Origin of the sequence: Bradyrhizobium sp. 197, assembly GCF_023073375.1 — a bacterium.
Classification (GTDB): Bacteria; Pseudomonadota; Alphaproteobacteria; order Rhizobiales; family Xanthobacteraceae; genus Bradyrhizobium.
The window spans coordinates 44,379-68,985 of record NZ_JADPJJ010000165.1 but is presented as its reverse complement, the minus strand read 5'-3'; the positions used below and the strand labels follow the sequence as shown (position 1 = coordinate 68,985).

Sequence of the window (24,607 nt, the reverse complement as noted above, 5' to 3'; positions counted from 1 at the left end):
CCCGGGGCCCTACGCCAAATCGTCAATGATCTGATATAGCTTCCGCGACAATGATCGCCGAATCTCCCCGCTCCCCTCTTCACCTGCTCGCCCGGTTGGTCCCGGTGCTGGTGGTTGCCCTGCTGTGCCTCTGCGCCAGCCCGGCCTCCGCCGATTTCCGGCTCTGCAACAACACGTCGAGCCGGGTCGGCATCGCGCTGGGCTACAAGGATGCCGAGGGCTGGACCACCGAAGGCTGGTGGAACATCTCGTCCCGCTCCTGCGAGACCCTGCTGCGGGGAACGCTGGTCGCCCGTTTCTATTACATCTACGCCATCGACTATGACCGCGGCGGCGAATGGTCGGGCCAAGCCTTCATGTGCTCGCGCGACAAGGAATTCACCATCCGCGGCACCGACGATTGCCTCGCGCGCGGCTATGACCGGACCGGCTATTTCGAGGTCGATACCGGCGAGCAGCGCGCCTGGACGGTGCAGCTCACCGACACCAACGAGCAGCCGTCAAAACAGCAGCGTGTGCCCGGCCTGCCCGGGCCGGTTGGCCCGGGGGTTCCGGGTTTGCCCAATGGCCCGCCCGGTGGTACGCCCCCCGCCGCGCCTGGCCTCCCGCCAGCTCTCTCGCCCCCGTCTGGAAATAAGCCATGAGGCGTCTTCGCCGTATCAAGATACTCGCGACCCTGGGACCCGCGTCTTCGGACCTCGCGATGATCCGCCGCCTGTTCGAGGCCGGCGCCGACCTTTTCCGCATCAACATGAGCCACACCCCGCATGACAAGATGCGGGAGCTGGTGGCGACGATCCGCAACGTCGAGAGCAGCTATGGCCGGCCGATCGGCATCCTGGTCGACCTCCAGGGGCCGAAGCTTCGGCTCGGCGCCTTCGCCGAAGGCGCGGTCCAGCTCCAGAACGGCCAGGCCTTCACGCTGGATTCCGACAAGACGCCGGGCGACGCCACCCGCGTCCAGCTTCCGCATCCGGAGATCCTGGCTGCGCTGCGGCCGGGCCATTCGCTGCTGCTCGACGACGGCAAGGTGCGGCTGATCGCCGAGGAGACCTCGAAGGAGCACGCGGTGACCCGCGTCGTGGTCGGCGGCCGGATGTCCGACCGCAAGGGCGTCAGCCTGCCCGACACCGACCTGCCGGTCTCGGCGATGACGCCGAAGGACCGCGCCGACCTCGAGGCGGCGCTGGTCACCGGCGTCGACTGGATCGCGCTGTCCTTCGTGCAGCGCGCCGACGACGTGATCGAGGCCAAGAAAATGATCCGCGGCCGCGCCGCGGTGATGGCCAAGATCGAGAAGCCGCAGGCGATCGATCGCCTCGCCGACATCATCGACGCCTCCGACGCGCTGATGGTGGCGCGCGGCGACCTCGGTGTCGAGCTGCCGCTGGAGCGCGTGCCGGGCCTGCAGAAGCAGATGACGCGCATGGCGCGGCGCGCCGGCAAGCCGGTGGTGATCGCGACCCAGATGCTGGAATCAATGATCCAGTCGCCGGTGCCGACCCGCGCTGAAGTCTCCGACGTCGCCACTGCCGTCTACGAAGGCGCGGACGCCATCATGCTGTCGGCGGAGTCGGCGGCCGGCAAATTCCCGGTCGAGGCCGTCTCGACCATGAACCGCATCGGCGAGGAGGTCGAGCGCGACCCGATCTATCGCTCCGTCATCACCGCACAGCGCCCCGCTCCGGAATCCACCGCCGGCGATGCCATCGCGGACGCCGCGCGGCAGATCGCCGAGACGCTCGACCTGCCGGCGCTGATCTGCTGGACCAGCTCAGGCTCGACTGCTTCGCGCGTGGCACGAGAGCGGCCGAAGCCGCCGATCGTGGCGATCACGCCGAACATTTCCGCTGGACGCCGGCTCGCCGTCGTCTGGGGTGTGCATTGCGTGGTGGCGGAAGACGCGCGCGACCAGGACGACATGGTGAACCGCGCCGGCCAGATCGCGTTTCGGGACGGCTTCGTCCGCGCCGGCCAGCGCGTGCTCATCGTCGCCGGCGTGCCGCTCGGCATCCCCGGCACCACCAACATGGTGCGCATCGCCTCGGTCGGCCCCGAGGGCGAAGCGGATATCTAGGTCCGCCAGCACAGGGCCAACAAAAAAGTCGAAAACAACCCCATGCACAGTAAGCCGGCCGGTCCGGCGGATGTGCTGGGGATCCGCGAAAAAACGTGCCGGGACAACGGCTTGAGCGCGATCAGGTCCCCACGGCGATCAGGCGGACGTTTTACGCCCCAACCAGCGCTTTCGCCGTCGGTAGCAGCGTCTGCTGCACCACGAGACCCCTGGCGCGGGCGTCCATGACGCCGACCGCGCGCAGCGCCAGCAGCGTCACCGTCTGCACGGCATCGCGCATCCTGGCGGGATCTTCGAGATTATCCGGCGCGAGCGGTCCGACCAGAGCCTCGTGCAGCGCGCCGAGCAGCGCAGTAGCGGCGAGGCCTGTATCCTGCGCCGGCAGGTGGCCCGCACGCACGGCGGCGTCGATCCGCGAGGCCATCTCGCCCGCAATCTCCCGCCGGCTGGCGAGGCGCGAGGCGCTGACATCGACATCCACCGGTTCGGCCAGGATACCCCAGGCCAGCCTGCGCTGCGACAGGGTATGGACCGCCACGGTGGTCACCGCCGCGGCCAGCGCCGAGGACGGCCCCGGCGCGGCATCGGCCGCCCGGCGGATCGCCGCGAGCTCGTCGCGCGAGACCTCGGCGATCAATTCGGAGATCAGCTCGGCCTTGGAGGGGAAGTAGCGGTAGACCGTACCCGCAGCGACGCTGGCGCGAATCGCGACCGGCGCAATCTGCACCGCCGCCATCCCGCCTTCCGCCGCCGCCTCCCGCGCCGCCGCCAGTATCGCACTGCGCCTTGCCGCAAGGCGCTTCACTACTTGATGCGTCCGCCGATAAACCATGGCGCGCTTCCTGTCCCACACGCCAGCCGCACGCCCTGCGGCCGAACGCTTCGTCACTGATGCCGCAAATCGCCCCGCAAGGACTGAACAACTATTCAAACTGCATGACAAGGTGCAAATGCATGAAGCGTCGCGCGAAAAAAGCGAAAAGCTCAAAACAGCTAAAAACGTCGCCAACCGGTTTGGCGAAGGGGTAACCACGAACGTTACCGCCATCTTAAACCTGCTCCGCGACTGTGCTGCGGTACTGCGATCCCACCTCGGTGCAGCATGGTCGACACGGACGCCCGGACCGCCTGGCAGCTCTTCCACCTGAACTGGCTTCCCATCGTAGCCATGGGCAGCCTGCTGGCATTCGGCCTCCCCTTGACTGGCCTGAGCCTCGAGCCTGTCGCCTACGGCGTGACGCTGGCGGTCGCTGCGGTCCTGCTCGCGCTGGCCTATGGCCACCGCATCGTCAAAGGCGAGCTTGCCGACCCGAAGCTGCTGTTTTCGCTCGGCACGATCGGACAGATCATTCTCACCTGCGCCATCGTCGGACCGCTCAGCTACGTCGCGGGCAAACTGAACTGGCCGCTGCAGGACCAGGCGCTGCTTGCGATCGACCGTGCGCTCGGCCTCGATCCCGAACCGATCGCGCGATACGTCAACGACCATCCCTGGCTCGCGGACGTGCTCGCTCGCGGATACGGGCTGATCAAATTGCCGCTGCTCGGCGTCCCCATCGTGCTGGCGCTGACGGCGCGCTATGTGCGGCTGCAGTTGTTCATGCTGGCGATGAGCCTCGCGCTCGCGATCACCATCGCGATCTCCGCCGTCGTGCCCGCGATCGGCACCTATTGGGGACTGCAACTGTCCGCTGCGCATTTCCCCGAGATCAGCACGGTGGTCTATGCCGGACAGTTGCGCGACATCCTCGCACTTCGCGACGACAGCCTGCACGAACTCCGGCTGTTCTTCCTCTCCGGCATCGTCTCGTTTCCGAGCTTCCACGCCGCATCGGCCGTGCTCTACATGTGGGCGCTGTGGCCGGTGCGCGGCCTCGGCGGCATCGCGGCCGCGCTCAATCTCCTGATGATTGCAGCGACGCCGGTGATCGGCGCGCATTACATCATCGACGTCGCTGGCGGCATCGCGGTCGCCGCAGCGTCGATCTGGGCGGCGAAGTTCTATCTGCAATGGCACGGCCGGGCGTCGCGAACGTCTGTCGCGCCTGCTCCGTCGCCGGTCTGGCAGACCAGCCTCGCGGAATGACAGGCGGCAAGTTGCGGCAGGATTTCGCAAAGGCGCGTAGCGCCGTGCCACCAGCAACCCTCAGTATCCGATATTCTCGACGGCGGACACGCTTCCGTCTTGCGTTCTTCGAGCTGCGGCAGATGCCTTGCCAGCCTACAACTGCACGGACTGCAAGAGACGAAAATCATCGTCCAAATGAAAAGAGCCCCGTCGAGGACGGGGCTCTCTAAGATTCCCGGTTCGTCCGGCCTTACTTGAGGCTGGTCGAGATCGAGGTGAATTTGGTGTTCAGCGTGCTGCCGAGGTTGTTGACGACCGTGATGATCGCCAGCGCGATGCCGGCGGCGATCAGACCGTATTCAATGGCGGTGGCGCCGGATTCATCGTTCAGGAAACGCGCAACGAGGTTCTTCATGACTGCTCCAAAAAGGTACACGAGGCTACAACTGATCCGGTCTTTTCGGCTTCCCAGCGCCGCCCGACCATGGAACCGAACGTAGTGGCAAAAAATTGCGCCGCAGTTAATTCGACTGCGGAAACACCGAGCGGTTTGCGTGGATTCGCCGATGGTAAACCGAAATCCAAAAAAATCCGTTAAATTATCGAGACATGAAACCGGCTTGGCACCGCCGGTTTACCCGAAGTTATGACCGCCGTGGTCCAATGTCCGCCCGAGCATGATCCGGAAAGCCGTGAAGCGGTTTTCCGGATCATGCTCAACAACAACCTTAAGCGCGACGGTTCATCCTCATCTCCTCCCGCAACTCGACAAGAACAACAGGACGACGAGGCGGCATGTCGCTTTCCTTTGCCAACAGCATCGCGACGCAGAGTCGTGCGCGGGCCCTGGTGCCGCTGTGCGTCGGCGCGGGCGCCTATCTGTTCTTCGTATATTTCGGCGACACGCTGCTTCAGGATTCCGACTCGTTCTGGCAGATCAAGATCGGGCAATGGATCCTCGATCACCACGCGCTTCCCTACACGGATTTCTATTCCTTCACCCGGCCGGGGATGCCCTGGGTTTCGACCTCATGGCTGTCGCAGGTGCTGTTCGCCCTCTCCTATGCGCAATGGGGCTGGGCCGGCCCGGTGATCCTCACCGCGCTTGCGGTCGCATTGTCGGCGGCAATCCTGGTCGATCTGCTCGAGGCCGATCTGGAAATTCCGCGCGCGGTCCTGTTCGCGATGTTCGCGGTCGTGGTGTCGCTACATCACATCCTGGCGCGGCCGCACATGCTGGCGCTGCCCGTAATGATCGCGTGGGTCGGCATATTGATGACCGCGGCCGACCGCAAGGACGTGCCGTCATGGTACTGGCTGCCGCTGATGTCGCTGTGGTCGAACCTGCATGGCGGCTTCGTGCTGGGCCTGGCGCTGATCGGCCCGATGTCGTTCGTGGCGCTCTGGGGCATGGACTCCGGCAAGCAGGTCAGGCTGCTGTCGCGCTGGTTCCTGTTCGGCGTTGCGGCACTCGCTGCAAGCTGCGTCACCCCCTACGGCTGGCGTACATTGCTCGGCGCGACCAACATCCTCAATCTCGGCGAGCTGCTGACGCTCATCTCGGAATGGTCGCCCGCGAGCTTCGCATCCTTCAACGCATTCGAAGGCGCGCTGTTCGGCCTGATCGCGATCGGGCTGTATCGCGGCCTGACGCTCTCGCCGCCGCGCATTGTTCTGATCCTGCTCCTGACCTGGATGGCGCTCACCCATGCCAGGAGCATCGAGGCCTTTGCCTTCCTGGTGCCGCTGGTGCTGGCCAAGCCGCTCGGCGAACGATCCGCGCTGCCGCGGCCTGGCACGCAAGGCAGCGAGAGCTGGGCCGCCCGCTATGTCACCGCAACGGCCGCGCTGATGATCGTGGCCGCCGGCTGGACCTCGACGTCGCTCTACATGTCGCATCACCGCTTCACCTTCACGATGGACCAGACACCGGTTGCCGCCGTTGACCTGCTCGAGCAACGAAAAGCCCAGCGCATCTTCAACGCCAACCAGTTCGGCGGCTATCTGATCTCCCGCGACATCCCGGTCTTCATCGACGGCCGCGCCGAGCTCTACGGCGAAACCTTCGTCATGGATTTCCTCAAGGCCGTGGAGCTCAAGAAGCTCGACAATCTGACGCGGCTGCTCGAGGACCACCGGATCGACGCCACCCTGCTGACCGCGGACTCGCCCGCAGCGCAAGTGCTCGATCACATCAAGGGCTGGAAGCGGCTCTATGCGGACAATATCGCGGTGATTCACGTGCGGGATGATGCGAAAGATGCAATGGCGACGCCGTCGAGGTGAGGACGGGACGGTAGGCCATGTACGTATTACAATGAGATGTCAGCTTCCAAGCGTGAAGCGGCCTTGCGAGCCAATTGACACCGCTGCGCTTCGATTCATGCGCCCGTCGCCTCGTGGAGTTGACCGTCTGGCAAAATTCGACGAATTATTTGATCAAACAAATAACCTTAACCGGCGCTTCCGATGATGGCTGGAATGTACCGCGCGAAATGCGCGATGCCCCGCGTTGGGCGCGCCGAAATTGCAACGTCCGCCGTTTACACGGCCTTAGTTCACTATTCGATAGTTTCGGGAGACGTAGGTGTCTCTGGGAAACGCAATCATGTTCAGCCTCGCTGATCAGCTGGCTCTTTCGCGCAATCGGCCCGCAGGTTTCGACTACATGCGGATTGCGCTGGCGGCGGCCGTTATCTGCCTGCACAGCGCGAACGTCACTCTTGGGCTCGGTCGGGCGATGGAGATAGTGGGCCATTTTCGCACGGTAAACGCAATGATCCTTGCGCTCTTCTTCACCTTGAGCGGGTTTTTGGTAACGGCCAGCTTGTTGAGGTGCAAGAGCCTGCTTTCGTTTATCGGCCTGCGCGTGCTTCGCATTGCGCCCGCACTCGTGGTCGAGACGACGCTCTCGGCCGTCATCATCGGCCCGATATTCACCGCGATACCCTTGGCCCAATACTTTGCGGACTCGAGATTCCATGTCTATTTTCTCAACGTCGTCGGCGACATGCACTTTGAACTCCCGGGCGTATTTCTTCACAATCCAGCCCCCGATCTGGTGAATGCTCAGCTTTGGACGGTGCCGTATGAGCTGTGGTGCTACGCCATCCTAGCGCTTCTTGCCGCGACCACGATTTGCTTCAATAGGGTGCTATACCTCGGGTTCCTGGTGTTCGCCCAGATCGGGCTCGTCTGCTACGATATCTACCATTCGGACGAACTGTTCATTCACCTTCGCCCGCACCTTCTTGTGTTCTCTTTCCTTTTAGGTGTTGGCTTCTACCTCTGGCGCGACAAGGTACCGTTCAACCGGGCGGCGTGCCTGTTTGCGCTTGTGCTTTGCGCCGCCGGAATGGCCGGCGGACGCGGCGACGCGATTTTTGTCGTGCCCGCTGCCTATGTCGCGTGTTATCTGGGACTCATGAATCCGCGGCGAAGCTGGATCGTGTCGTCCGGCGATTACTCTTACGGAATGTATCTCTACGGATTTGTCATCCAGCAGTGCGTTGCAACGGTTGGCCCATCGGTTCAGTACTGGTATCTGAACGTCCTGATCAGCCTGCCGATTGCCTTTGGCGTCGCAGTCGCTTCCTGGCACCTCGTCGAGAAACATGCACTTCGGCTCAGAGACCAGCTCGAACGATTTGAGGCGGCGGTTCTTTCGCGGATTTCAATTGTTGGGTTTTGGCGCAGGTTACCCCGGCCGGTCTAATTGGCCGCCACGCCCGGCGGTAGCGCATCAGGTTGACAGCGCTGCCTAGTCTAGAACTCGAATTGTTTCGCTCATGGCCGGGCATACATGCATTGCCCGCTGCTGATCGAGGACAAGGCAGTCTGACAATGTTTGGCGCCCTCGCTCGCAATGACGGAGTGTGGTGACGATACGCGTCCTCTCGTGTCCGGCCGCGCTGCGGCCAGGACACGAGACCTGAGTTTCGAGCGCAACTGGATAACATCGCCATTGCGAGCGCCCACAAACGTGTCGGCGCCCAGCAAAAAACGCGGCGTTGCCGCCGCGTTTTTCAATTCATTCTGCCGTTCGCGATTACGCCTGCGGCTGCGGCTCCAGGCCGGGATCCGGATCGGGCCGCGGGCGGGGCTTGCCGGCAGGCGGCACGGCGGAGGCGCGCGGCGTGGTCGGCTCGAGCACGGACTCGCGGTTCGGCTTCTTGCCCTTGAGCAGGTCGATGATCTCATCGCCGGAGAGCGTCTCGAACTCGAGCAGGCCCTTGGCGAGAGCTTCGAGATCGGCGCGCTTCTCGGTGAGAATACGCGTCGCTTCGTTGTAGCCCTCTTCGACGAAACGCCGGATCTCGTTGTCGATCTTCTGAACCGTCGCTTCCGATGCGTTCTGGGTGCGCGACACCGACATGCCCAGGAAAACCTCGTCCTGGTTCTCGCCATAGGACACGGTGCCGAGCGCCTCGGACAGGCCCCAGCGCGTCACCATCATGCGCGCCAGACGCGTCGCCTGCTCGATGTCGGACGATGCACCCGAAGTCACCTTCTCGCGGCCGAAGATCAGCTCTTCGGCGACGCGTCCACCCATCATGATGGCAAGGCGCGAGGTCATCTGCTCCAGCGACATCGACAGCTTGTCGCGCTCGGGCAGCTGCATGACCATGCCCAGCGCACGACCGCGCGGAATGATGGTCGCCTTGTGGATCGGGTCGGTCGCGACCACGTTGAGGCCGACGATGGCGTGGCCGCCTTCGTGATAGGCCGTCAGCAGCTTCTCTTCCTCGGTCATGACGAGCGACTTGCGCTCGGCGCCCATCATCACCTTGTCCTTGGCTTCCTCGAACTCGGACTGCGTCACCATCCGCTTGTTGCGGCGGGCTGCGGTGAGCGCGGCTTCGTTGACGAGGTTCATCAGGTCGGCGCCGGAGAAACCCGGGGTGCCGCGCGCGATGGTCTTGAGGTTGATATCCGGCGCCAGGGGCACCTTGCGGACGTGAACCTTGAGGATCTGCTCGCGGCCGACGACGTCGGGATTGGGCACCACGACCTGACGGTCGAAGCGGCCGGGACGCAGCAGCGCGGGATCGAGCACGTCGGGACGGTTGGTTGCGGCGATCAGGATCACGCCCTCGTTCGCCTCGAAACCGTCCATCTCGACCAGCAATTGGTTCAGCGTCTGCTCGCGCTCGTCATTGCCGCCGCCGAGGCCGGCGCCGCGGTGACGACCGACGGCGTCGATTTCGTCGATGAAGATGATGCACGGCGCGTTCTTCTTCGCCTGCTCGAACATATCGCGGACGCGGCTTGCGCCGACGCCGACGAACATCTCGACGAAGTCAGAACCCGAAATGGTGAAGAACGGCACGTTGGCTTCGCCCGCGACCGCACGTGCGATCAGGGTCTTGCCGGTGCCGGGAGGGCCGACCAGCAGCACGCCGCGCGGAATGCGGCCGCCGAGGCGCTGGAATTTGCCGGGGTCGCGCAGGAATTCGACGATCTCCTGCAGGTCCTGCTTGGCTTCGTCGACGCCGGCGACGTCCTCGAAGGTGACGCGGCCATGCGCTTCAGTCAGCATTTTTGCACGCGACTTGCCGAAGCCCATCGCCTTGCCGGCGCCGCCCTGCATCTGCCGCGACAGGAAGATCCACACGCCGATCAGCGCGATGAAGGGCAACCAGGACACCAGCAACGAGACGAACCACGGCACGTTGTCACCGGGCGGCTTCGCGGTGATCTGCACCTTGCTGTCATAGAGGCGCTTCACCAGCGTCGGATCGCTCGGCGCATAGGTCTGGAAGCTCGAGCCGTTGGTGAAGGTGCCGTGAATGTCCGGCCCCTGGATCACGACGTCGCGCACATTGCCGCGGTCAACCTCGCTCAAGAGCTGGGAGAAGGCGATGTCCTGCGAGGAGGCGCGCTGACCCGGATTTTGGAAGAGCGTGAACAACGCCAACAGCAGCAAGACAATGATGACCCAGAGGGCGAAATTGCGCAGATTGGCGTTCATCGATCTTCCTTCGTGGTCGCGCGGATCGCGGCCTGATCCTTGGGCGGTATCTTGGGGTAGCTATTTGGGCAGTGCGAGGAAATCCCCAAGGAATCCTCTTCGTTTGATGCATACAATTTAGGTGCCGCCCCGGTCGCTGCCAAGGGAACGAGATGGGACTATTTATCCCATCTTAGAGCGATTCCCGCTGAAATAATGGCGGCCGGACAGGGGTTTTTCCCGCCTGGTTAAGGTGACCTGACGCCGCGCTGCCGAAACGCCCGGTGTCATGGGCCGCGGCTTAGCTCCCTTTGCGCCGCCGGGCCGGCGCCGGCGCGATGTGGATACGCCCCCCGGCAAGGCTGATCAAGGCTCCCGCAAGGGTCTGCTTCAGCACCGGCCGGCCATTTGCAGCCGCGCGCCCTGCCGCCATACGCCCTGCAGCCACACCCCCTGCAGCGATGGCCTGATCGAGCGCGGCCATCAGGGTTTCGACCTTGCCGAGTTCCGCCGGCCCTTCATGACCGAAGGCATTGACCGCCCGCAGCAGTAGCCGCAGCCGGACCTCCTCCGGCAGGAGGGCAAAGCGCGATGCTTCGAAGCTTCGACCGACCGCCTGCGGCGCATCGCCGCGCGCCCGGAGTTGAAGGAAGCGCTCGGCACCGTCGACCATCACCTCGACCGCCGCATTGGCCCGCGCCAGCCTGCCTGCGAGCCGAACCAGAGTGCGGGCATCGCCGCCCTCGGCGGCAAGCTGCGGCAGCAGCGCGCGCAGCCGCGGACGAGTGAAGCCGGTGTCGCGGTTGGTGGGATCGTCGGCAAAGCCGATCTTTGCCCGCTTCAAGGTCGCGATCAGCTGCGACTTCGGGACATCGAGCAGCGGGCGCGCAAGGACGACGCCGTCGCGCTCCGTGAGACGGGCCATCGCCGACAGCCCAGCAAGTCCGCTGCCGCGGACGAGACGCATCAACAGGGTCTCGGCCTGGTCGTCGCGAGTGTGGGCGGTCAGCACATGGCTCGCACCGGCGGCACGCGCGGCCCGCGCAAGCAGGCGGTAGCGGGCTTCGCGCGCAGCGGCCGGCAATCCCGTTTTCGGCTTGGCGCCGCGCCAGCGCAGGGTCCGGTGCGGCAAGCCGAGCCCGGCGGCCAGCCGCTTGACCTCGCGCGCCTCGCGCGCCGCCTCCGGCCGCAGGCCGTGGTCGATGGTGACGACGGTGAGAAGCGGGCCGCGCACAAGGCTGCGCTGCCAGCGCGCCGCAAGCCACATCAGCGCGACCGAGTCGGGCCCGCCGGAGACCGCGAGCACCAGCGCCGGCGCGCTTTTCAGGCCGGCGAAGAACCGCTTCGCCTCGCGCGCCGAGATCGGAGAGTTGTCGTCGTCTGACATGGCGCTGCAACCGTCCGCGGATGGACCGACTGTTTAGCGCACCACCATCCATCTTGTCAGGATCGATCGCCGCGCCTCAGCACTTCACCCGCTTCTGCTCGCGGTCCACCGCGGCTTTGACGCCGGCAGAGGCGCGCGGATATTTGCGGCCGATCTCGCCGAAGGCGGCGCAGGCAGCCTCCTTCTCCTTCAGCGCGGCCAGCGACTGGCCGAGCCGCAGCAGCGCATCCGGCGCCTTGGCGGACTTGTCGTATTTGGTGGTGACGGCGAGAAAGGCTTCCGCGGAGTCGCGATATTGCTGGCGCTGGAAGTAGCTCTCGCCCAGCCAGTATTGCGCGTCGCCGAGCAGCGGGTCGCTCGGATATTTCTGAGAGAAGTTCTTCATGGTCTGCTCGGCAAGCGCATAGTCCTTGCGCTGCATGTAGCCGATGCCGAGGTCGAACTCGTCGCGCGGCGTTGCCGAAGGCGGCAGGGTCGTGAGGCCAACGCCGCCTGATGGCGCCGCATTCCCTTGCTGGGCCGGTGGATAGCCGGGCTGCGCCGCCGGGGGCGCGGCCTGCTGCTGATAACGAGGGCCGGTGTTGGCAAGATCGAGCGGTTCGCCCGCGCCACGACCGCCTGGCGCGCCACCAGGGGTGCCTGCCGGCATCGGCTGCTGCCCGCCGCCGAGCGCGCGCGGCGCACCCGGCGCATTCGGGCTCTGGTTGGGGTCGAAGGCATCGCCGCGGCGGCGCGTGCCCGGCGCGCCGGGCGCAGGCTGCTCCTGAACGATCGGCGCGGGAGAGGCAATCTGCGGCTGCTCGTAATTCGGCCGGGCCGGCTGCTGTTGCGGCTGCTGCTGGCGATAGGCCGGCGCGGCCTGCGCGGGCGGCATGGCCGCGACATTGGGCTGGACCGGCGCCTGGCCGGGCGCACCTTGCGCGCCGCCCTCGAGCGCCCGCAGCCGGTCCTCGAGCTGGCGGTTGCGATATTGCAACTCTTCGTTCTGGCCGGTGAGCTGGCGCAGCTGGTTCTCCAGCCGCTCGATCCGCATCTCGGGATCTGCATCGTCCGACTGCGCGAGGGCGGGCGAGCACGAAGAGAGCAGCGCGGCGATCGCCACGGTGCCGGTAAAGACCTTAAATCTGGATGACATCTTGCCCTGACGACGAAAGCGAAATGGCCTGCGACCGAACACTCGACGCGCCACACATTGAAGGGGAGTACGCCAAAACTGTGGCTGGAACAAACGGGTTTCGGTCACAGATCGCTGAAACGAAACCGGCGCCCGAGAGGGCGCCGGCATAATCGGTTTCTGAAGATGAACGGCGCCTGACTGATCGTCAGGAGCTCGCGTTCAGCACGGTCACGGCGCGGCGGTTCTGCGACCAGCACGAGATGTCGTTACAGACGGCCACCGGCCGCTCCTTGCCGTAGGAGATCGTGCGCATGCGGTTCGGATCGATGCCGCGCGAGGCGAGGAACGAGCGCACCGACTGGGCGCGGCGGGCACCGAGCGCGATGTTGTATTCGCGGGTGCCGCGTTCGTCGGCATGACCTTCGACGGTGAAGCTGTAGCGCGGATAGCTCTGCAGCCACTGCGCCTGCTTCTCCAGGGTCACGATCGCCTGCGGGGTCAGATCGGTCTGGTCGCTTTCGAAGAACACGCGGTCTCCGACGTTGACGACGAAGTCTTGCTGGCTGCCCGGCGTCGCCGCGTTGGCCATCGCATCCGTTGCAGAGTTCTTGTTGGCGCAGGCGCCCATCGACAACGCGACAGCAAGCACCGCGACCAGCTTCAATCCCTGGAGGATACGCATAGGATGTTTCATTCCGGAGCCTCCACGCTCACGTTTCGTCCACTGCTGTCCGGTCTACAGGGGGTTGGTTAAGCGAACGTTCCGTCAACCTTGATGGAACCTTGCCACAGCCGGTCAAATGCCCCCAACCAGCGAAAAGCAAACGTCATGGTTAATGGGTTGTAAATGTGGCGCGAGGGTGAAGGCAAGCCGTGCCGAGAAGCAAACGGCGGCCTTTTGCCGGAATTTTTGACCTGCCAGGCGGACAAGCGAGGGATCGAGAGGACAAACGACGCTAACGGGGCGTCCCGACCGTCGAGGCCACCGCATCCAGATTCCGCGGAGTGGCCAACAACACCGGCCGCGGGGCAGCCTGGCGCGGGCTGCTGCGTTCGAACAACATGCGCCGCTCAAAAGCGCTGGAGCGCATGATCGGAAAGCGGGTCAGAACCTTGTCGCGTTGGTTCCGGAAGTCGGATGCCATCAACACCGCCTTCTTGGTGGGCCAGCCCGGAAATCCACGCGGTTCCGGTGAAATGGTCTCGTGCAGAAATACGCGGCGATAAAATGCCTGATGGTCAGTCCGGATCATGGCAAGCCCGGTGTCGGCATTGAAATGGTCGCAAGCCAGAAAAGCAAGCCGCACCGTCAGATAGGGCAGCTCCGGAAAACGCTGATGCTTTTCGGGATCAGCAACAAACCGACATGGATCGACAAGGACCTCGCCACGGTCGAGGCGCGGATGCAGGACATCGCCAAACACTTCGGTCGTATAGGACATTCGCCAGTCCGACGACAGGACGTGAATGCGGACGGAGCTGCACAGATCTCCATCGACATAGATCCCGAAATTCCAGGTGTTGGGCGCATCATCGAAGCGATCGGTCACGCGCATCGACTCTGACGGCACGATTAGTCCGGCTTGCAGATAAGCCCGGTACCGCATCAAGTAGAGGTTGTCTCTATCCTCTGGAGTTTCGATGAGGCGGTAATCGATTCGGTCAAACAGCGCGGCTCCGCGCGGAAGGAGCACCGTGTTCGGTTCGGCTCCGGACTTCATCTAATACCCCTAAACTCCAAGCAACTTCTGCGAGTGGGGCGAGATTAATGGTTCGTTAACGGAATTGCAAAGCCTTAGAATCGTTAGGGTTAACCATTGGGCCCCGAAAAATACGGGCAAAAACCGAGCTTAGCTTGCTGAAAGAGAAGGCGAAGAAGGATCAAGCGATGGATCGCGACGACACCATGACGATCTGATCCTCCGTCCCGCGACGGCCGTGCGAAGCATTGAGCAACTGGCGAATCCGGATTGCCGGAACCGGCCGGCTGAACAGGTAGCCCTGCCCTTCGGTCACGGTGCCGTCGGCGCTGATCAGCTCGAGCTGATCATTGGTCTCGATGCCCTCGACCACGACCGCCATGCCGAGATCGGCGGACAGCCGGGCCACGCCACGCAGCAGCGTCAGCGGCCGGTCGGTGTCGATGCCTTCGAGGAAGGAGCGATCGATCTTCACCTTCTGCATCGGGAAATTGTGCAGATAGCTGAGGCTCGAATAGCCGGTGCCGAAATCGTCGAGCGAGATGCGCACACCGAGCGCATGCAATTGCGACAGGATGTCGTGCGTGAGCTGGGTATTGCGCAGTAGCGAGGATTCCGTGATCTCGATCTCGAGCCGGTGGGCCGGGAGCCCTGAGACCTCCAGCGCGTAGCGGATTTCGCTCAAGACGTCGCGCTGGTGGAATTGCTGCGGCGAGAAGTTGACGGCGACGCTGACGCCGTCCGGCCACTTCATGCATTCCATGCAGGCGCGGCGCAGGATCCAGCGGCCGAGATCGACGATCAGCCCCATGTCCTCGGCGACCGGGATGATGTCGATCGGCGAGACCGTGCCGCGCACCGGATGATTCCAGCGCAGCAGCGCCTCGCAGGTGCTGATCTTGCCGGACTTCAGATTGACCAGCGGCTGGAAGAACAGCTCGAACTCCTCGTTGGCGAGCGCCTTACGCAGATCGAGCTCGAGGATGCGGCGCGCGTCGACGGTCGCCGCCATTTCGTCGCGGAAGAAGCAGAAGGTGCCGCGACCGTCGGCCTTGGCGCGGTACAGCGCCATGTCGGCGTTCTTGAGCAGCGTATCGGCGCTGACACCATCCGGCGAGGTCAGCGCGATGCCGACGCTGGCGCCGATCTCGACCAGATGACTGTCGATGCGGTAACGCTCGCTCAGCCGCTCGACGATGCGGCGCGCAAGCGCAGCGGCGTCCTCGGGTGAAGAGATGTTCTGCTGGAACACCACGAATTCGTCACCGCCGAAGCGGGCGACGAAATCCTCGGGACGCAGCATCTCGCGCATGCGGTTGGCGACCGCGCACAGGAGCTGGTCGCCACAGGGATGGCCGAGCGTGTCGTTGACCTGCTTGAACTGGTCGAGATCGACGAACAGCAGCGCCGAGAGGCGCTCCGCATGATGCGAGGTCGCCAGCAGGTGTTCGATCTCGTCCCGGAAATGTACGCGGTTGGGTAGCGCCGTGAGATCGTCGTAGCGCGCCAGATGCGCGATCTTCGCCTCGGCGCTGCGTCGCTCGGTGATGTCCTCGAGCAGCACCACCGCGCCACCGTCCGCCATCGGCTGGACGGTCCAGGACAGCGAGCGGTTTCGCTGCGCGTCGGGATCGGCGGTAATGATCTCTTTTGCCTGCGAACTTTCGATGTCCGCGACGATCCATTCGCCGCTTGCGGTCGAGATGGATCCGGCGCGGACGCACGCCGCGACAATGTCGCGCGCGGTGGTGCCGCTCTGCGCGATATCCGCAGGCAGGTTCATCATCGCGCCGAAGCGGTGGTTCATGACCGCCAGCTGTCCGTCGACGCGGAACATGCAAAGCCCGTGCGGCATGTTGTTGAGTGCCGTATCGAACTGGCCCGCGAGCGCGGCCTCCCGCTCCCGGGCCACGACCGCCCCCATGAAGATGCGGTGCAGGTTCACCGAGAGTTGCATGATAGCCATCAGGAACGCCCCGCTGACCACCGCCATCGCGATGTAGTAGGGCGTCCCACGCAGCGCCAACGCGAGCACGGCCGGGCCGAAAATCAGCACGGCCTGGAGGTGGAAGATCGCGGGCCGGCCATACGCCCTGCCGGCGCCGCCCGCCGCGATTCCGGTGGTGACCGACAAGGCTATCATGTGAGCCACGGCGTCGTCCGTGGCCAACAGCGCGGTGGCGCACCAGATGCCGATCGCAGCCGCCTGGATCTTTGCTCCGATCTGATAACGCTTCTGCCAGCGTTCGGCCGCCTTGACGGTCATGACCGCCTTACGTGCCTGATAGAGGCGCAGGTCGATCGCCCGCGCGGTGCCGGCCAGGATAAGAAGCGCCACGCACGCCCAGATCAGCGGCTCGCCCGTCCTCAGCGCGGTGAGGGCAGCGCCGATCGACACGAAAATGAGACCGGCCAGCAGCGGACCGGGCGCTTCGAACAGCGAATCGATTTGCGCCGCCGACGTTTTCGGCGGCCGCTGTTCCGACTCTCCGCTCTGGCTTGGGAACTGCATCGGGTTGTACGCGGGTCCTGTTTGACGCGCAGTTTTACCCAACCCAGGTGAAGCCTTTCTGAGCGAACATCCTTAAAGTTGAGTTGTTTTTCGGCAATAGCGAACCTGTTTCCGCTGAAATATCAAGCAACTAGGCAAGCCTTGCCGAGCACAAGGTGAAGGAAACCTTGCCTTCCCCACCGAACGCGAAAAAAATTGGCGCGTTTTTTCGGAAACATCGCGCGCCTCAACACGCGATGTTAGCCGCACGATCTTTAGCCGCCCGATGTCGAGGACAATAGCGGCGACCATGCCGGGTCGGAGGCGAAACCCGGCGTCGGCACCTTCAGCTCGTTGCGGCCCGAGATGTCGACGGAGAACAGCGACGGCCCGCCGCTGCCGCCGGGATCGCGGAAGAACATCAACACGCGGCCGTTCGGCGAGAAGGTCGGGCCTTCGTTGTGATAGCCGGAGGTGAGCAGCCGCTCGCCGGAGCCGTCCGGCTTCATGACGCCGATCGAGAACTGGCCGCCGCCTTGCCTGGTGAAGGCGATGTAGTCACCGCGCGGCGACCACACCGGCGTCGAATAGGTGGCGTTGGTGTCGTCCTTGGAGAAGGAGATGCGTTGCGCCGCTCCGCCGCCCGCCGCCATGACATAGATCTGCGACCTGCCGCCGCGATCGGACTCGAAGCAGATGCGGGAGCCATCCGGCGAGTAAGAAGGAGACGTGTCGATCGCCGGCGTGTCGGTAAGGCGCGTGGTCGAGCGCGAGCGCAGATCCATCACGAACAGGTTGGAATTGCCGCCCTGCTGCAAGCTCATGATGACGCGCTGGCCGTCCGGCGAGAACCTGGGCGCAAAAGTCATGCCGGGGAAGTTGCCGACGGTCTCGCGCTGGCCGGTCTCGATGTTGAAGAGATAGACCTTTGGGTCGCCCTGCCCGAACTCCATATAGGTGATCTCTTGCGAGTTCGGCGAGAAGCGCGGCGTCAGCACGAGGTCGGAGCCGCGGGTCAGATAGCGCACATTGGCGCCGTCCTGGTCCATCATCGCGAGCCGCTTGACGCGGCGCTCCTTCGGCCCGGACTCGTCGACGAACACCACGCGGCTGTCGAAATAGCCCTTCTCGCCGGTCATCCGCTCGTAGATCTGGTCGGAGATGATGTGGGCGATGCGGCGCCAATATTCCGGCGAGGTGAAATATTGCTGGCCCGCGAGCTGCTGGCCGGAGACCACGTCCCAGAGACGGAATTCGGCTTTGAGCCTTCCGTCCGGCTGCCGCGTCATGCGGCCGGTGACCACCGCCTGTGCGTTGATGGTCTTCCAGTTCTGGAATTGCGGCGCGACGTCGATATTGTTGATGCGCTCGATGAAGGCGGCCTGGTCGATCGGGGCGAACAGGCCCGAGCGCTTCAGATTGTTGGTGATGACCTGCGTGACGCCGTTGCCGACGTCGGCGTCGGCCGGCGAGCCTGGCAGGAAATTGGTGATCGCGATCGGGACCGGCTGGAATTCGGTCGGATCGATGCGCAGGCGCGGTTGGCCCTGGGCGAAAGCGTGTCCGCCTCCGAGCATCGCCACCGCCGAGCCGGTAACTGTCATGAAGCGGCGGCGGGTGATCGATCGAGCGTCATTCATCGGAAAATTCTTTTGTTCGGATGTCACAACATATCTTTCAGGCCGAAAGTCATCGGAATGAGCTTCCAGCTCTCGTACTGCGGCTTCGGCATGAACGAATAGACTGCACACTGTATGATGGCGCGCTTGGCGCTTTCGGCTATGGCCTGAGCAATCGACCGGGACGGTCCCCTCACCCCAACGATGATCGGCTCAGACGCCAGCGATCCATCGATTTTCATGGAGATGTCGATGTCGGCTTCGTACTGGTCGGCGTCCTGCCCGTTATAGGTCGGCGTGAAGCAGCGCTTGACCGCGCCCTGGAACGCACCTCGCCAGGTCGCGACGTTGTTGGCGGCAGTTCCAGTCGTCGAACCCAGCGAGGCCGACGCATTCAGCGCCGCGCCGGCGAGCTCGTGCCGGGTCGCAGCGCGCTTGTCGAGATCGCGCTGGATCTGCGCGGGATCGAAGCTGCGCTCCTTGGGCTTCGGCTGCTGTTGTGGCTGTACCGCCGCGACCTTGGGCTCGGGAGGCTTGGGCGGCGGCTTCTTGGTCTCGAGCTTTTTCTGGAGCTCGGCGATCGGATCTTCCTTGGCCGGATCAGGTTTCTTTTCCTGCGGCTTCGGTTCCTCTTTGGGCTTGGCCTCGGCCACGGGCTTGGGCGGCTCGGGCTTCTTCTCGACCGGCTTCTCGACGGGTTTCGGCGGCGGCTCGGGCGTCGAGTTGGTCTTGATCAGCTCTTTCTTCTCGGTGACCTTGCCGACGGCGTCTTCATCTGGCTTGGCCTCGGCGATCTTCTCGACCTTGGGCTTCGGCTCTTTCTTGTCGCCGGTCTTCTGCCCGTTGGTCATCTGCGCGAGCTGGTCGGTGGAGATGATGTCGATCGGCAGCGACTCTTCCGGCACGACGAAGGCCCTGCTGCTAAAGGTGACCAGCCCCCATCCAAGCACGAGGACATGGAGGGCAATCGACGCAACGAGTGTCTTGTCGACCTTCACCTTCACGGCTTACCCCTGATCCGCTTCCGTGACGAGGGCCAACTTCTTGAAGCCTGCACCGGACAACAGGCCCATGACCCTGGCCACCGTGCCGTAATCAGCCTTCTTGTCGGCGCGCAGATAGATGCGCTCCTCGAGCCCGCCGCGCGCGTCCGTGATCGCCTTCAGCTTCGGCACCAGTTCGCTGATCGCGATCTCGGCATCGTTGATGAACACCTTGCCGTTGATGTCGACCGACATCTGGATCGGCTTCTGGTCGCTGGTCTCGAGGCTCTTGGCCTGGGTCTGCGGCAGGTCGAGCGGCACGCCAACGGTCAGCAGCGGCGCCGAAACCATGAAAATGATGAGCAGCACCAGCATCACGTCGACCATCGGCGTGACGTTGATCTCGGCCATGACCGGCTTGCGCCGGCTGCGACGGCCGCCGCCTCCGGACGAACTGGCTGCGTTCATGCCCATGGTCTGGTGCCCAAATTGCCCTTCACACTATACATGCCGTCCGTCAGCTCCGCTCGTCGATCTGGCGCGACAGGATCGCCGAAAACTCGTCGGCGAAGCCCTCGAGCCGCTGGGCCTGCCGGTTCACCTCGGAAGTAAACTTATTGTAGAAAATAGTGGCAGGAATGGCGGCGATAAGGCCGACGGCGGTCGCAAACAGCGCTTCCGCGATACCGGGAGCCACCACCGCCAGGGAGGTATTTTTCGACGCCGCGATCGACTGGAAGCTCGACATGATGCCCCAGACCGTGCCGAACAGGCCGACGAAGGGGCCGGCCGAGCCGACGGTCGCGAGCACCAGCAACCGGCGCTCCAGCCGCTCGATCTCGCGCGAGATCGAGACGTTCATGACCTTGTCGATGCGCATCTGAAGCCCCGCGACCGAGCGCGCCTGGCTCTCGAACGAACGCTTCCACTCGCGCATCGCCGCGACGAAGCAGGCCGCCATGGAATGGGTCGGCTTGGCCGAGAGCGTGCGATAGAGGTCCTCGATCGACTCGCCGGACCAGAAGGCCTGCTCGAAACGGTCCATCGAGCGGCGCGTCCGGGCAAACAGGAATATCTTGTCGATGGCGATTGCCCAGACCCAGACCGAGCAGGACAGAAGTCCCAGCATGACCCCTTTCACGATCCAGTGAGCCTGCCAGAACAGCGCAATCAGCGACACATCCGCGGAAGCGGCAACCGGAAGGGCTGACTGAGCCACGTCGGCCGGATTCATAAGCAGTATCCTCTCAAGGCGATCATTACCTAATGTCCCGGCCAGCAAATGGCCGCCGGTTCCCCAATAGCCGCGCTAGATCGGCGCGGCCGGCAAGCCCGCTCAAAGCCATATCTTTCTGGGGTGCAGGGCTCGTCCAAAGCCGGCCGCCTGCATTCCCTGCCAAGATGTCAAAACTATGGGCCTTAGCCCAAGGTCCTGACGTCGGGCTTCGGGCGCGATTGTCCCCAATTACCAGAGCCCGACGATGGTTAATGCCGGGTTACCGCTGGCGAATTTGGCTGCGGGAAAGGGAGGTTGCGCAGAGGGTTGGGCGGCGCCGGGAAAGTTCCGTGTTGCTACGCACCGCAACGCCCATACGGCGTCGAGATGCCCGTGAAGAGCGGAGCCTGCTCTGCGTCGGAGGAACCAGCCCTCGCCCGCAAAATTGTCCCGAGCATCACTTCTCGCGAGGTTTTGCCATGACCATCAACCCAAAGACGACCGCCGCCATCGGCGATCATCCGCTCCACCCTATGATCATCCCGTTCCCCGTCGCCTTCCTGGTCGGCGCGCCTATCGCCGATCTCGCCTTCATCGGAACCGGTGACGGCTTCTGGGCCAGGGCCGCGATCTGGCTACTCGGCGCCGGCATCGTCATGGCGCTCGTTGCCGCCGTGGCGGGCTTTATCGACTTCCTCAGCGAGCCTCGTATCCGCCGCCTCAACGATGCCTGGTATCACATGGTCGGCAATCTCGCGGCGGTCGTGCTGGCCGTGATCAATTTCTGCCTCCGCTACGCGCAAGGCGCGGAGGCCGCGATCAAGCCGTGGGGCGTGGCGCTCTCTCTGATCGTGGTCGGCATCCTCCTGTTCACGGGATGGAAGGGCTGGGAAATGGTCTACCGGCATCATGTCGCGGTGCTGGACGCGCCGGGCCAGACCAGTTCGGAGCCGGTCACCCCGCATCATGGCGGCGAGAGCCACCGCCGTGCGGCCTGAACGACGGGCACGTCGCCTGATGACGTGAGGGCGAGTCAGGCCGCCGACGCTGGCTCGGGACAATTGGTCAACCGCGCGGGATTGCCGATTGCGGTGCAGCCGCCGGGCACGTCCGATGTCACGACCGTGCCGGCACCGATCTTTGCAAAATCGCCGATCCTGACGTCGCCGAGAATTGTCGCGCCGGAGCCGATGAACACGCCGCGACCAATGCGCGGCGAGCGCGTCGGCAGTTCACTGTTGCGGCCGATGCTGACGTTCTGAAGGATGGTGCTCCCGCCGCCGATGACCACATCTGCACCGATCACGATGCCGGTGGCGTGGTCGAGATACACCGACGATCCGACGCTCGCTGTCGGATGAATGCTGACCTGCAGGACGTTCGAGGCCTCGTTCTGAAACAGCAGCGCCGCGTCTCGATGGTCATGATGCCAGAGCCAGTTCGAGACGCGCCAGGCTTGCAGCGCGACGTAGCCCTTGAAATGCAGCAGCGGCGGCAGCAAGCCGGCGATGGCGGGATCGCTGCGCACGATGGCCTGCAAGTCGCGGCCAGCCGCCTCGATCAGATCCGGGTGCCTGCGAAAGGCGTCGCGGGAAAATGTCGCGAAGCGCTCACGTTCGATAGCGCGACCGCCAAGCCGGCGCCCGATCAGGTCGGCCAAGGCGGCGGTAAAATCGTCATGTGCGAGGATGAGGCCGACAAGAGCCCTGCCGAACACGGGGTCCGCGGCTGCTGCGCGCTGCGCCTCGCCGCGGATCTCCTGCCAAAGGTTCTCGCTCGTCATGATCGCCGCTTCCGCCATCGTTACCGCCTGCGGTGTTTTGACGCGTCTTGCTTGCTGCCGGATATAGGCCATCCGCAGCCCGCGCACCACGCTCCCCCGTGCGGCTACGAGCTTGCATGCCAGACAACCGCACTCATATAGTCGGTTGAGTTCGCGGCCGAAGTTTTGGCCTCAGGTTGGCCTTGCCGCGTACTGCCGCCTTGGGCAGGGTTGCCCGAGCATCTCGTTCAAGACCCCGCGGTGGTCCGCCATCCCCGGGTTTGTGGTACGCGGCGGCTTTCAGTGCTGCCGAAATCCCGTTATCCAAGGTCACGCTAATACATGTCGCCCAACGCCCCCGCCGACGACCATCACGACGACATCATGTATCCGTCCGCCCTGCCGTTCCTGCTGGTCCATCTCGGCTGCTTTGCGGCCATCTGGTCAGGCGTCACTTGGCAGGCCCTCGCGATCTGCGCGTCACTGTATGTCGTGCGCATGTTTGCCATCGGAGCAGGCTATCACCGCTATTTCTCCCATCGGGCTTTTGCGACCGGCCGGGTGTTTCAGTTCGTCCTGGCCTGGCTCGCCCAAAGCACCGCGCAGAAAAGCGTTTTGTGGTGGGCGGCCAAGCATCGACACCATCATCTCCATTCCGACACCGAAGACGACGTGCATTCGCCGCGTCACCGGGGCTTTCTCTACAGTCATCTCGGCTGGATTTTTTACCGGGAGCACGACGGGACCGACCTCGTGAAGGTCGGCGATTTCGCCGCCTATCCGGAGCTGATGTGGCTGCATCGGCTGGAACTCCTGCCGGCCGTTACGCTGGCGGGGCTCTGCTTCCTGGTTGCCGGATGGTCCGGCCTCGTCGTCGGCTTCCTGTGGAGCACCGTGCTGGTCTATCACGCGACGTTCTGCATCAATTCCCTCGCCCATGTGCATGGACGCAAGCGGTACGTGACCGGCGACGATTCCCGCAACAACTGGCTGCTGGCGCTGTTCACCCTCGGTGAGGGCTGGCACAACAATCACCACGCCTACCAGAGCAGCGTGCGACAAGGTTTTCGCTGGTGGGAAATCGACGTGACCTATTACATCCTGAAGGTGCTGTCCTGGTTCGGCGTCGTCTGGAACATGAAGACGCCGCCCGAACAGGTGCTGCGCAACGAGCAGCCGCTCGGCGCGCGGGTCATCCATCGGGCGGCCCGCGAGCTTGCCGGACGGTTCGATGCGCAGACTCTGGCGCACGCGATCTCGTCGGCGCTACGCCGGCCCGATTTTGCCCAGTTGCAGTTGCCAACGCTGCACGACATCCTGAATCGCGCCCATGAAGGCGTCGATGCGCTGACGCATCTGCATTTGCCGAAGATTCCGACCCGCGACGAGTTTCTCGCCGAGGCGAGGGCGATGTTCGCGCGAACGCGATCACTCAACGAGATCGTGGACTCCGCCTACGAACACTTCCTGGAGTCGCTGCGCGCGCAACTCGCCACGGCGCGCTGAACCCTCCGGACCAAGGCTCTTCAGACCAAGGCTCTCCACGTCGCGGCTGCCAGCCGCGCATTCCTAAAAACCAAACCGCCCGCCTGCGGGTTGCGCAAGCGGGCGGCTCGGGGCCATCAGGACTTTGGGGGCATGCGCCTGAAGGCTTTGAGAGGCGTCAGTCCAAGATCAACCCTGCCCGAGATCAACCTTGCCCGAGATCAGCCTTGCTGCTGGTCGGTCGGCGGCGGGGTCGGGCGCGTCTTGTGCTGGGACATGAACTGGTCGAACTCTTCCTTGTCCTTGGCGTGACGCAGACGGTCGAGGAAGTTCTTGAACTCGACCTGCTCCTCCTCGAGCCGCTGCAGTGTCTCGGTGCGGTACTCGTCGAAGGCGCGGTTGCCGCTCGAGGGCGGGCCGAAGCCGAAGCCGAAACCGCGGCGCTCCATGCGGCCGCGCATGCGGTCCATCTTGTACTGCATCCGCTCCATCTTGTTCTGCCAGCGGTCCTGATTGCTCCAGCACGACATTCTTCTGCTCCCGAGTGTGAAAAAGAGAAGGGCAAGTCCGATCGGCCACCAGATGATGAAGCCGAGGATCGTCACGGCGATCCAGCCGGGATGCCAGGGCGTCTCGAGCATGCGGGGACGCTCGTATTGTTGCTGTTGGTCCGACGGGCCGCGCCATCGATTGACATCAGCTGTGTAGGCCATTTCCATCTCCGTCACGGCATCAGCGCCGTTGTGAATGTA

Annotated in this window: 22 protein-coding genes; 8 read left to right on the top strand and 14 right to left on the bottom strand. The window is 64.0% G+C overall.

Annotation, left to right across the window (positions count from 1 at the left end; all coding sequences use genetic code 11):
- The first annotated feature begins 50 nt into the window (after positions 1 to 50).
- Both IVB27_RS36520 and pyk read left to right on the top strand, forming a co-directional pair.
- On the top strand, positions 51 to 644 hold the full coding sequence (locus tag IVB27_RS36520) for a DUF1036 domain-containing protein (protein WP_247343064.1): 594 nt from the start codon (positions 51 to 53) through the stop codon (positions 642 to 644).
- Positions 641 to 2,077: a pyruvate kinase gene (gene pyk / locus IVB27_RS36515; protein WP_247343062.1), complete on the top strand. Its 1,437-nt coding sequence runs from the start codon at positions 641 to 643 to the stop codon at positions 2,075 to 2,077. Before IVB27_RS36520 ends, pyk begins: the two co-directional genes overlap by 4 nt.
- A 151-nt stretch (positions 2,078 to 2,228) precedes the next feature.
- Here the strand turns inward: pyk and IVB27_RS36510 are convergent, their stop codons facing one another.
- Entirely contained in the window at positions 2,229 to 2,909 is a 681-nt protein-coding gene (locus IVB27_RS36510) for a TetR family transcriptional regulator (RefSeq protein WP_247343058.1), read from the bottom strand.
- On the opposite strand from IVB27_RS36510, the gene IVB27_RS36505 reads away from it, so the two are divergent.
- Both IVB27_RS36505 and IVB27_RS36500 read left to right on the top strand, forming a co-directional pair.
- The gene (locus tag IVB27_RS36505; RefSeq protein WP_247447496.1) at positions 2,908 to 3,225 is read left to right on the top strand and encodes a hypothetical protein; all 318 of its coding nucleotides are present in this window, start codon (positions 2,908 to 2,910) and stop codon (positions 3,223 to 3,225) included. The two genes, IVB27_RS36510 and IVB27_RS36505, sit on opposite strands and share 2 nt — an antisense overlap.
- Positions 3,180 to 4,163 (top strand): phosphatase PAP2 family protein, encoded by a 984-nt coding sequence (locus IVB27_RS36500; RefSeq protein WP_247447495.1) that lies wholly within the window; start codon positions 3,180 to 3,182, stop codon positions 4,161 to 4,163. Before IVB27_RS36505 ends, IVB27_RS36500 begins: the two co-directional genes overlap by 46 nt.
- 232 nt (positions 4,164 to 4,395) lie before the next feature.
- Here the strand turns inward: IVB27_RS36500 and IVB27_RS36495 are convergent, their stop codons facing one another.
- Positions 4,396 to 4,560, bottom strand: coding sequence for a Flp family type IVb pilin (locus tag IVB27_RS36495; RefSeq protein ID WP_247343049.1), 165 nt, complete (start codon positions 4,558 to 4,560; stop codon positions 4,396 to 4,398).
- A 380-nt stretch (positions 4,561 to 4,940) separates the two neighbouring features.
- Here IVB27_RS36495 and IVB27_RS36490 point away from each other — a divergent pair, with 380 nt between their 5' ends.
- Together IVB27_RS36490 and IVB27_RS36485 are read left to right on the top strand one after the other, a co-directional pair.
- The gene (locus tag IVB27_RS36490) at positions 4,941 to 6,431 is read left to right on the top strand and encodes a hypothetical protein (RefSeq protein WP_247447494.1); all 1,491 of its coding nucleotides are present in this window, start codon (positions 4,941 to 4,943) and stop codon (positions 6,429 to 6,431) included.
- 322 nt (positions 6,432 to 6,753) lie between these two features.
- Complete coding sequence (locus tag IVB27_RS36485) at positions 6,754 to 7,860, top strand: acyltransferase family protein (protein WP_247343044.1); 1,107 nt, start codon at positions 6,754 to 6,756, stop codon at positions 7,858 to 7,860.
- Between the two features lie 333 nt (positions 7,861 to 8,193).
- Here the strand turns inward: IVB27_RS36485 and ftsH are convergent, their stop codons facing one another.
- The 10 genes from ftsH to tolQ all read right to left on the bottom strand — a co-directional run bounded on the left by ftsH (position 8,194) and on the right by tolQ (position 20,626).
- Positions 8,194 to 10,116 carry an ATP-dependent zinc metalloprotease FtsH gene (ftsH, locus tag IVB27_RS36480; RefSeq protein WP_247343042.1) on the bottom strand — a complete coding sequence of 641 codons (1,923 nt, stop codon included), beginning with the start codon at positions 10,114 to 10,116 and terminating at the stop codon, positions 8,194 to 8,196.
- Positions 10,117 to 10,396: 280 nt separating this feature from the next.
- Positions 10,397 to 11,482: a tRNA lysidine(34) synthetase TilS gene (gene tilS / locus IVB27_RS36475; protein ID WP_247447493.1), complete on the bottom strand. Its 1,086-nt coding sequence runs from the start codon at positions 11,480 to 11,482 to the stop codon at positions 10,397 to 10,399.
- Positions 11,483 to 11,558: 76 nt separating this feature from the next.
- On the bottom strand, positions 11,559 to 12,617 hold the full coding sequence (gene ybgF, locus IVB27_RS36470) for a tol-pal system protein YbgF (RefSeq protein WP_247447492.1): 1,059 nt from the start codon (positions 12,615 to 12,617) through the stop codon (positions 11,559 to 11,561).
- A 187-nt stretch (positions 12,618 to 12,804) separates the two neighbouring features.
- A complete protein-coding gene (gene pal, locus IVB27_RS36465; protein WP_247319754.1) occupies positions 12,805 to 13,293 on the bottom strand; it encodes a peptidoglycan-associated lipoprotein Pal in 489 nt (162 codons plus the stop codon).
- 262 nt (positions 13,294 to 13,555) lie between these two features.
- Positions 13,556 to 14,320: an N-acyl amino acid synthase FeeM domain-containing protein gene (locus IVB27_RS36460; RefSeq protein WP_247447491.1), complete on the bottom strand. Its 765-nt coding sequence runs from the start codon at positions 14,318 to 14,320 to the stop codon at positions 13,556 to 13,558.
- A 160-nt stretch (positions 14,321 to 14,480) separates the two neighbouring features.
- Positions 14,481 to 16,811, bottom strand: a complete 2,331-nt coding sequence (locus IVB27_RS36455) for a putative bifunctional diguanylate cyclase/phosphodiesterase (protein WP_247447490.1) — start codon at positions 16,809 to 16,811, stop codon at positions 14,481 to 14,483.
- Between the two features lie 254 nt (positions 16,812 to 17,065).
- Positions 17,066 to 18,430 carry a Tol-Pal system beta propeller repeat protein TolB gene (gene tolB / locus IVB27_RS36450; protein ID WP_247447489.1) on the bottom strand — a complete coding sequence of 455 codons (1,365 nt, stop codon included), beginning with the start codon at positions 18,428 to 18,430 and terminating at the stop codon, positions 17,066 to 17,068.
- Positions 18,431 to 18,453: 23 nt separating this feature from the next.
- Positions 18,454 to 19,413, bottom strand: coding sequence for a cell envelope integrity protein TolA (gene tolA / locus IVB27_RS36445; RefSeq protein ID WP_247447488.1), 960 nt, complete (start codon positions 19,411 to 19,413; stop codon positions 18,454 to 18,456).
- Positions 19,414 to 19,416: 3 nt separating this feature from the next.
- Positions 19,417 to 19,866: a protein TolR gene (gene tolR, locus IVB27_RS36440; RefSeq protein WP_247447487.1), complete on the bottom strand. Its 450-nt coding sequence runs from the start codon at positions 19,864 to 19,866 to the stop codon at positions 19,417 to 19,419.
- Positions 19,867 to 19,909: 43 nt separating this feature from the next.
- Positions 19,910 to 20,626, bottom strand: coding sequence for a protein TolQ (gene tolQ, locus IVB27_RS36435; RefSeq protein WP_247447486.1), 717 nt, complete (start codon positions 20,624 to 20,626; stop codon positions 19,910 to 19,912).
- 461 nt (positions 20,627 to 21,087) lie between these two features.
- Between tolQ and IVB27_RS36430 the strand changes: the two genes are divergently transcribed.
- Positions 21,088 to 21,606, top strand: coding sequence for a DUF2231 domain-containing protein (locus IVB27_RS36430; RefSeq protein ID WP_247447485.1), 519 nt, complete (start codon positions 21,088 to 21,090; stop codon positions 21,604 to 21,606).
- 35 nt (positions 21,607 to 21,641) lie between these two features.
- On the opposite strand, the gene IVB27_RS36425 is transcribed toward IVB27_RS36430, so the two are convergent.
- A complete protein-coding gene (locus tag IVB27_RS36425) occupies positions 21,642 to 22,409 on the bottom strand; it encodes a serine acetyltransferase domain-containing protein (protein ID WP_247447583.1) in 768 nt (255 codons plus the stop codon).
- Between the two features lie 303 nt (positions 22,410 to 22,712).
- Here IVB27_RS36425 and IVB27_RS36420 point away from each other — a divergent pair, with 303 nt between their 5' ends.
- On the top strand, positions 22,713 to 23,876 hold the full coding sequence (locus tag IVB27_RS36420) for an acyl-CoA desaturase (protein WP_247447484.1): 1,164 nt from the start codon (positions 22,713 to 22,715) through the stop codon (positions 23,874 to 23,876).
- Positions 23,877 to 24,076: 200 nt separating this feature from the next.
- On the opposite strand, the gene IVB27_RS36415 is transcribed toward IVB27_RS36420, so the two are convergent.
- Positions 24,077 to 24,568, bottom strand: coding sequence for a DUF2852 domain-containing protein (locus IVB27_RS36415; protein WP_247343004.1), 492 nt, complete (start codon positions 24,566 to 24,568; stop codon positions 24,077 to 24,079).
- Between the last annotated feature and the right edge of the window lie 39 nt (positions 24,569 to 24,607).

What these genes read in the sequence shown, in the direction of transcription:
- IVB27_RS36510 (WP_247343058.1), bottom strand. Translation starts at nt 2,909, where the DNA reads ATGGTTTATCGGCGGACGCATCAAGTAGTGAAGCGCCTTGCGGCAAGG.
- ybgF (WP_247447492.1), bottom strand. Translation starts at nt 12,617, where the DNA reads ATGTCATCCAGATTTAAGGTCTTTACCGGCACCGTGGCGATCGCCGCG.
- IVB27_RS36430 (WP_247447485.1), top strand. Translation starts at nt 21,088, where the DNA reads ATGACCATCAACCCAAAGACGACCGCCGCCATCGGCGATCATCCGCTC.
- IVB27_RS36460 (WP_247447491.1), bottom strand. Translation starts at nt 14,320, where the DNA reads ATGAAGTCCGGAGCCGAACCGAACACGGTGCTCCTTCCGCGCGGAGCC.
- IVB27_RS36495 (WP_247343049.1), bottom strand. Translation starts at nt 4,560, where the DNA reads ATGAAGAACCTCGTTGCGCGTTTCCTGAACGATGAATCCGGCGCCACC.
- IVB27_RS36415 (WP_247343004.1), bottom strand. Translation starts at nt 24,568, where the DNA reads ATGGCCTACACAGCTGATGTCAATCGATGGCGCGGCCCGTCGGACCAA.
- IVB27_RS36455 (WP_247447490.1), bottom strand. Translation starts at nt 16,811, where the DNA reads ATGCAGTTCCCAAGCCAGAGCGGAGAGTCGGAACAGCGGCCGCCGAAA.
- IVB27_RS36490 (WP_247447494.1), top strand. Translation starts at nt 4,941, where the DNA reads ATGTCGCTTTCCTTTGCCAACAGCATCGCGACGCAGAGTCGTGCGCGG.
- tolR (WP_247447487.1), bottom strand. Translation starts at nt 19,866, where the DNA reads ATGGGCATGAACGCAGCCAGTTCGTCCGGAGGCGGCGGCCGTCGCAGC.
- tilS (WP_247447493.1), bottom strand. Translation starts at nt 11,482, where the DNA reads ATGTCAGACGACGACAACTCTCCGATCTCGGCGCGCGAGGCGAAGCGG.
- pyk (WP_247343062.1), top strand. Translation starts at nt 641, where the DNA reads ATGAGGCGTCTTCGCCGTATCAAGATACTCGCGACCCTGGGACCCGCG.
- IVB27_RS36500 (WP_247447495.1), top strand. Translation starts at nt 3,180, where the DNA reads ATGGTCGACACGGACGCCCGGACCGCCTGGCAGCTCTTCCACCTGAAC.
- IVB27_RS36485 (WP_247343044.1), top strand. Translation starts at nt 6,754, where the DNA reads ATGTTCAGCCTCGCTGATCAGCTGGCTCTTTCGCGCAATCGGCCCGCA.
- IVB27_RS36425 (WP_247447583.1), bottom strand. Translation starts at nt 22,409, where the DNA reads ATGGCGGAAGCGGCGATCATGACGAGCGAGAACCTTTGGCAGGAGATC.
- IVB27_RS36520 (WP_247343064.1), top strand. Translation starts at nt 51, where the DNA reads ATGATCGCCGAATCTCCCCGCTCCCCTCTTCACCTGCTCGCCCGGTTG.
- tolB (WP_247447489.1), bottom strand. Translation starts at nt 18,430, where the DNA reads ATGAATGACGCTCGATCGATCACCCGCCGCCGCTTCATGACAGTTACC.
- ftsH (WP_247343042.1), bottom strand. Translation starts at nt 10,116, where the DNA reads ATGAACGCCAATCTGCGCAATTTCGCCCTCTGGGTCATCATTGTCTTG.
- IVB27_RS36505 (WP_247447496.1), top strand. Translation starts at nt 2,908, where the DNA reads ATGGCGCGCTTCCTGTCCCACACGCCAGCCGCACGCCCTGCGGCCGAA.
- IVB27_RS36420 (WP_247447484.1), top strand. Translation starts at nt 22,713, where the DNA reads ATGTCGCCCAACGCCCCCGCCGACGACCATCACGACGACATCATGTAT.
- tolQ (WP_247447486.1), bottom strand. Translation starts at nt 20,626, where the DNA reads ATGAATCCGGCCGACGTGGCTCAGTCAGCCCTTCCGGTTGCCGCTTCC.
- pal (WP_247319754.1), bottom strand. Translation starts at nt 13,293, where the DNA reads ATGAAACATCCTATGCGTATCCTCCAGGGATTGAAGCTGGTCGCGGTG.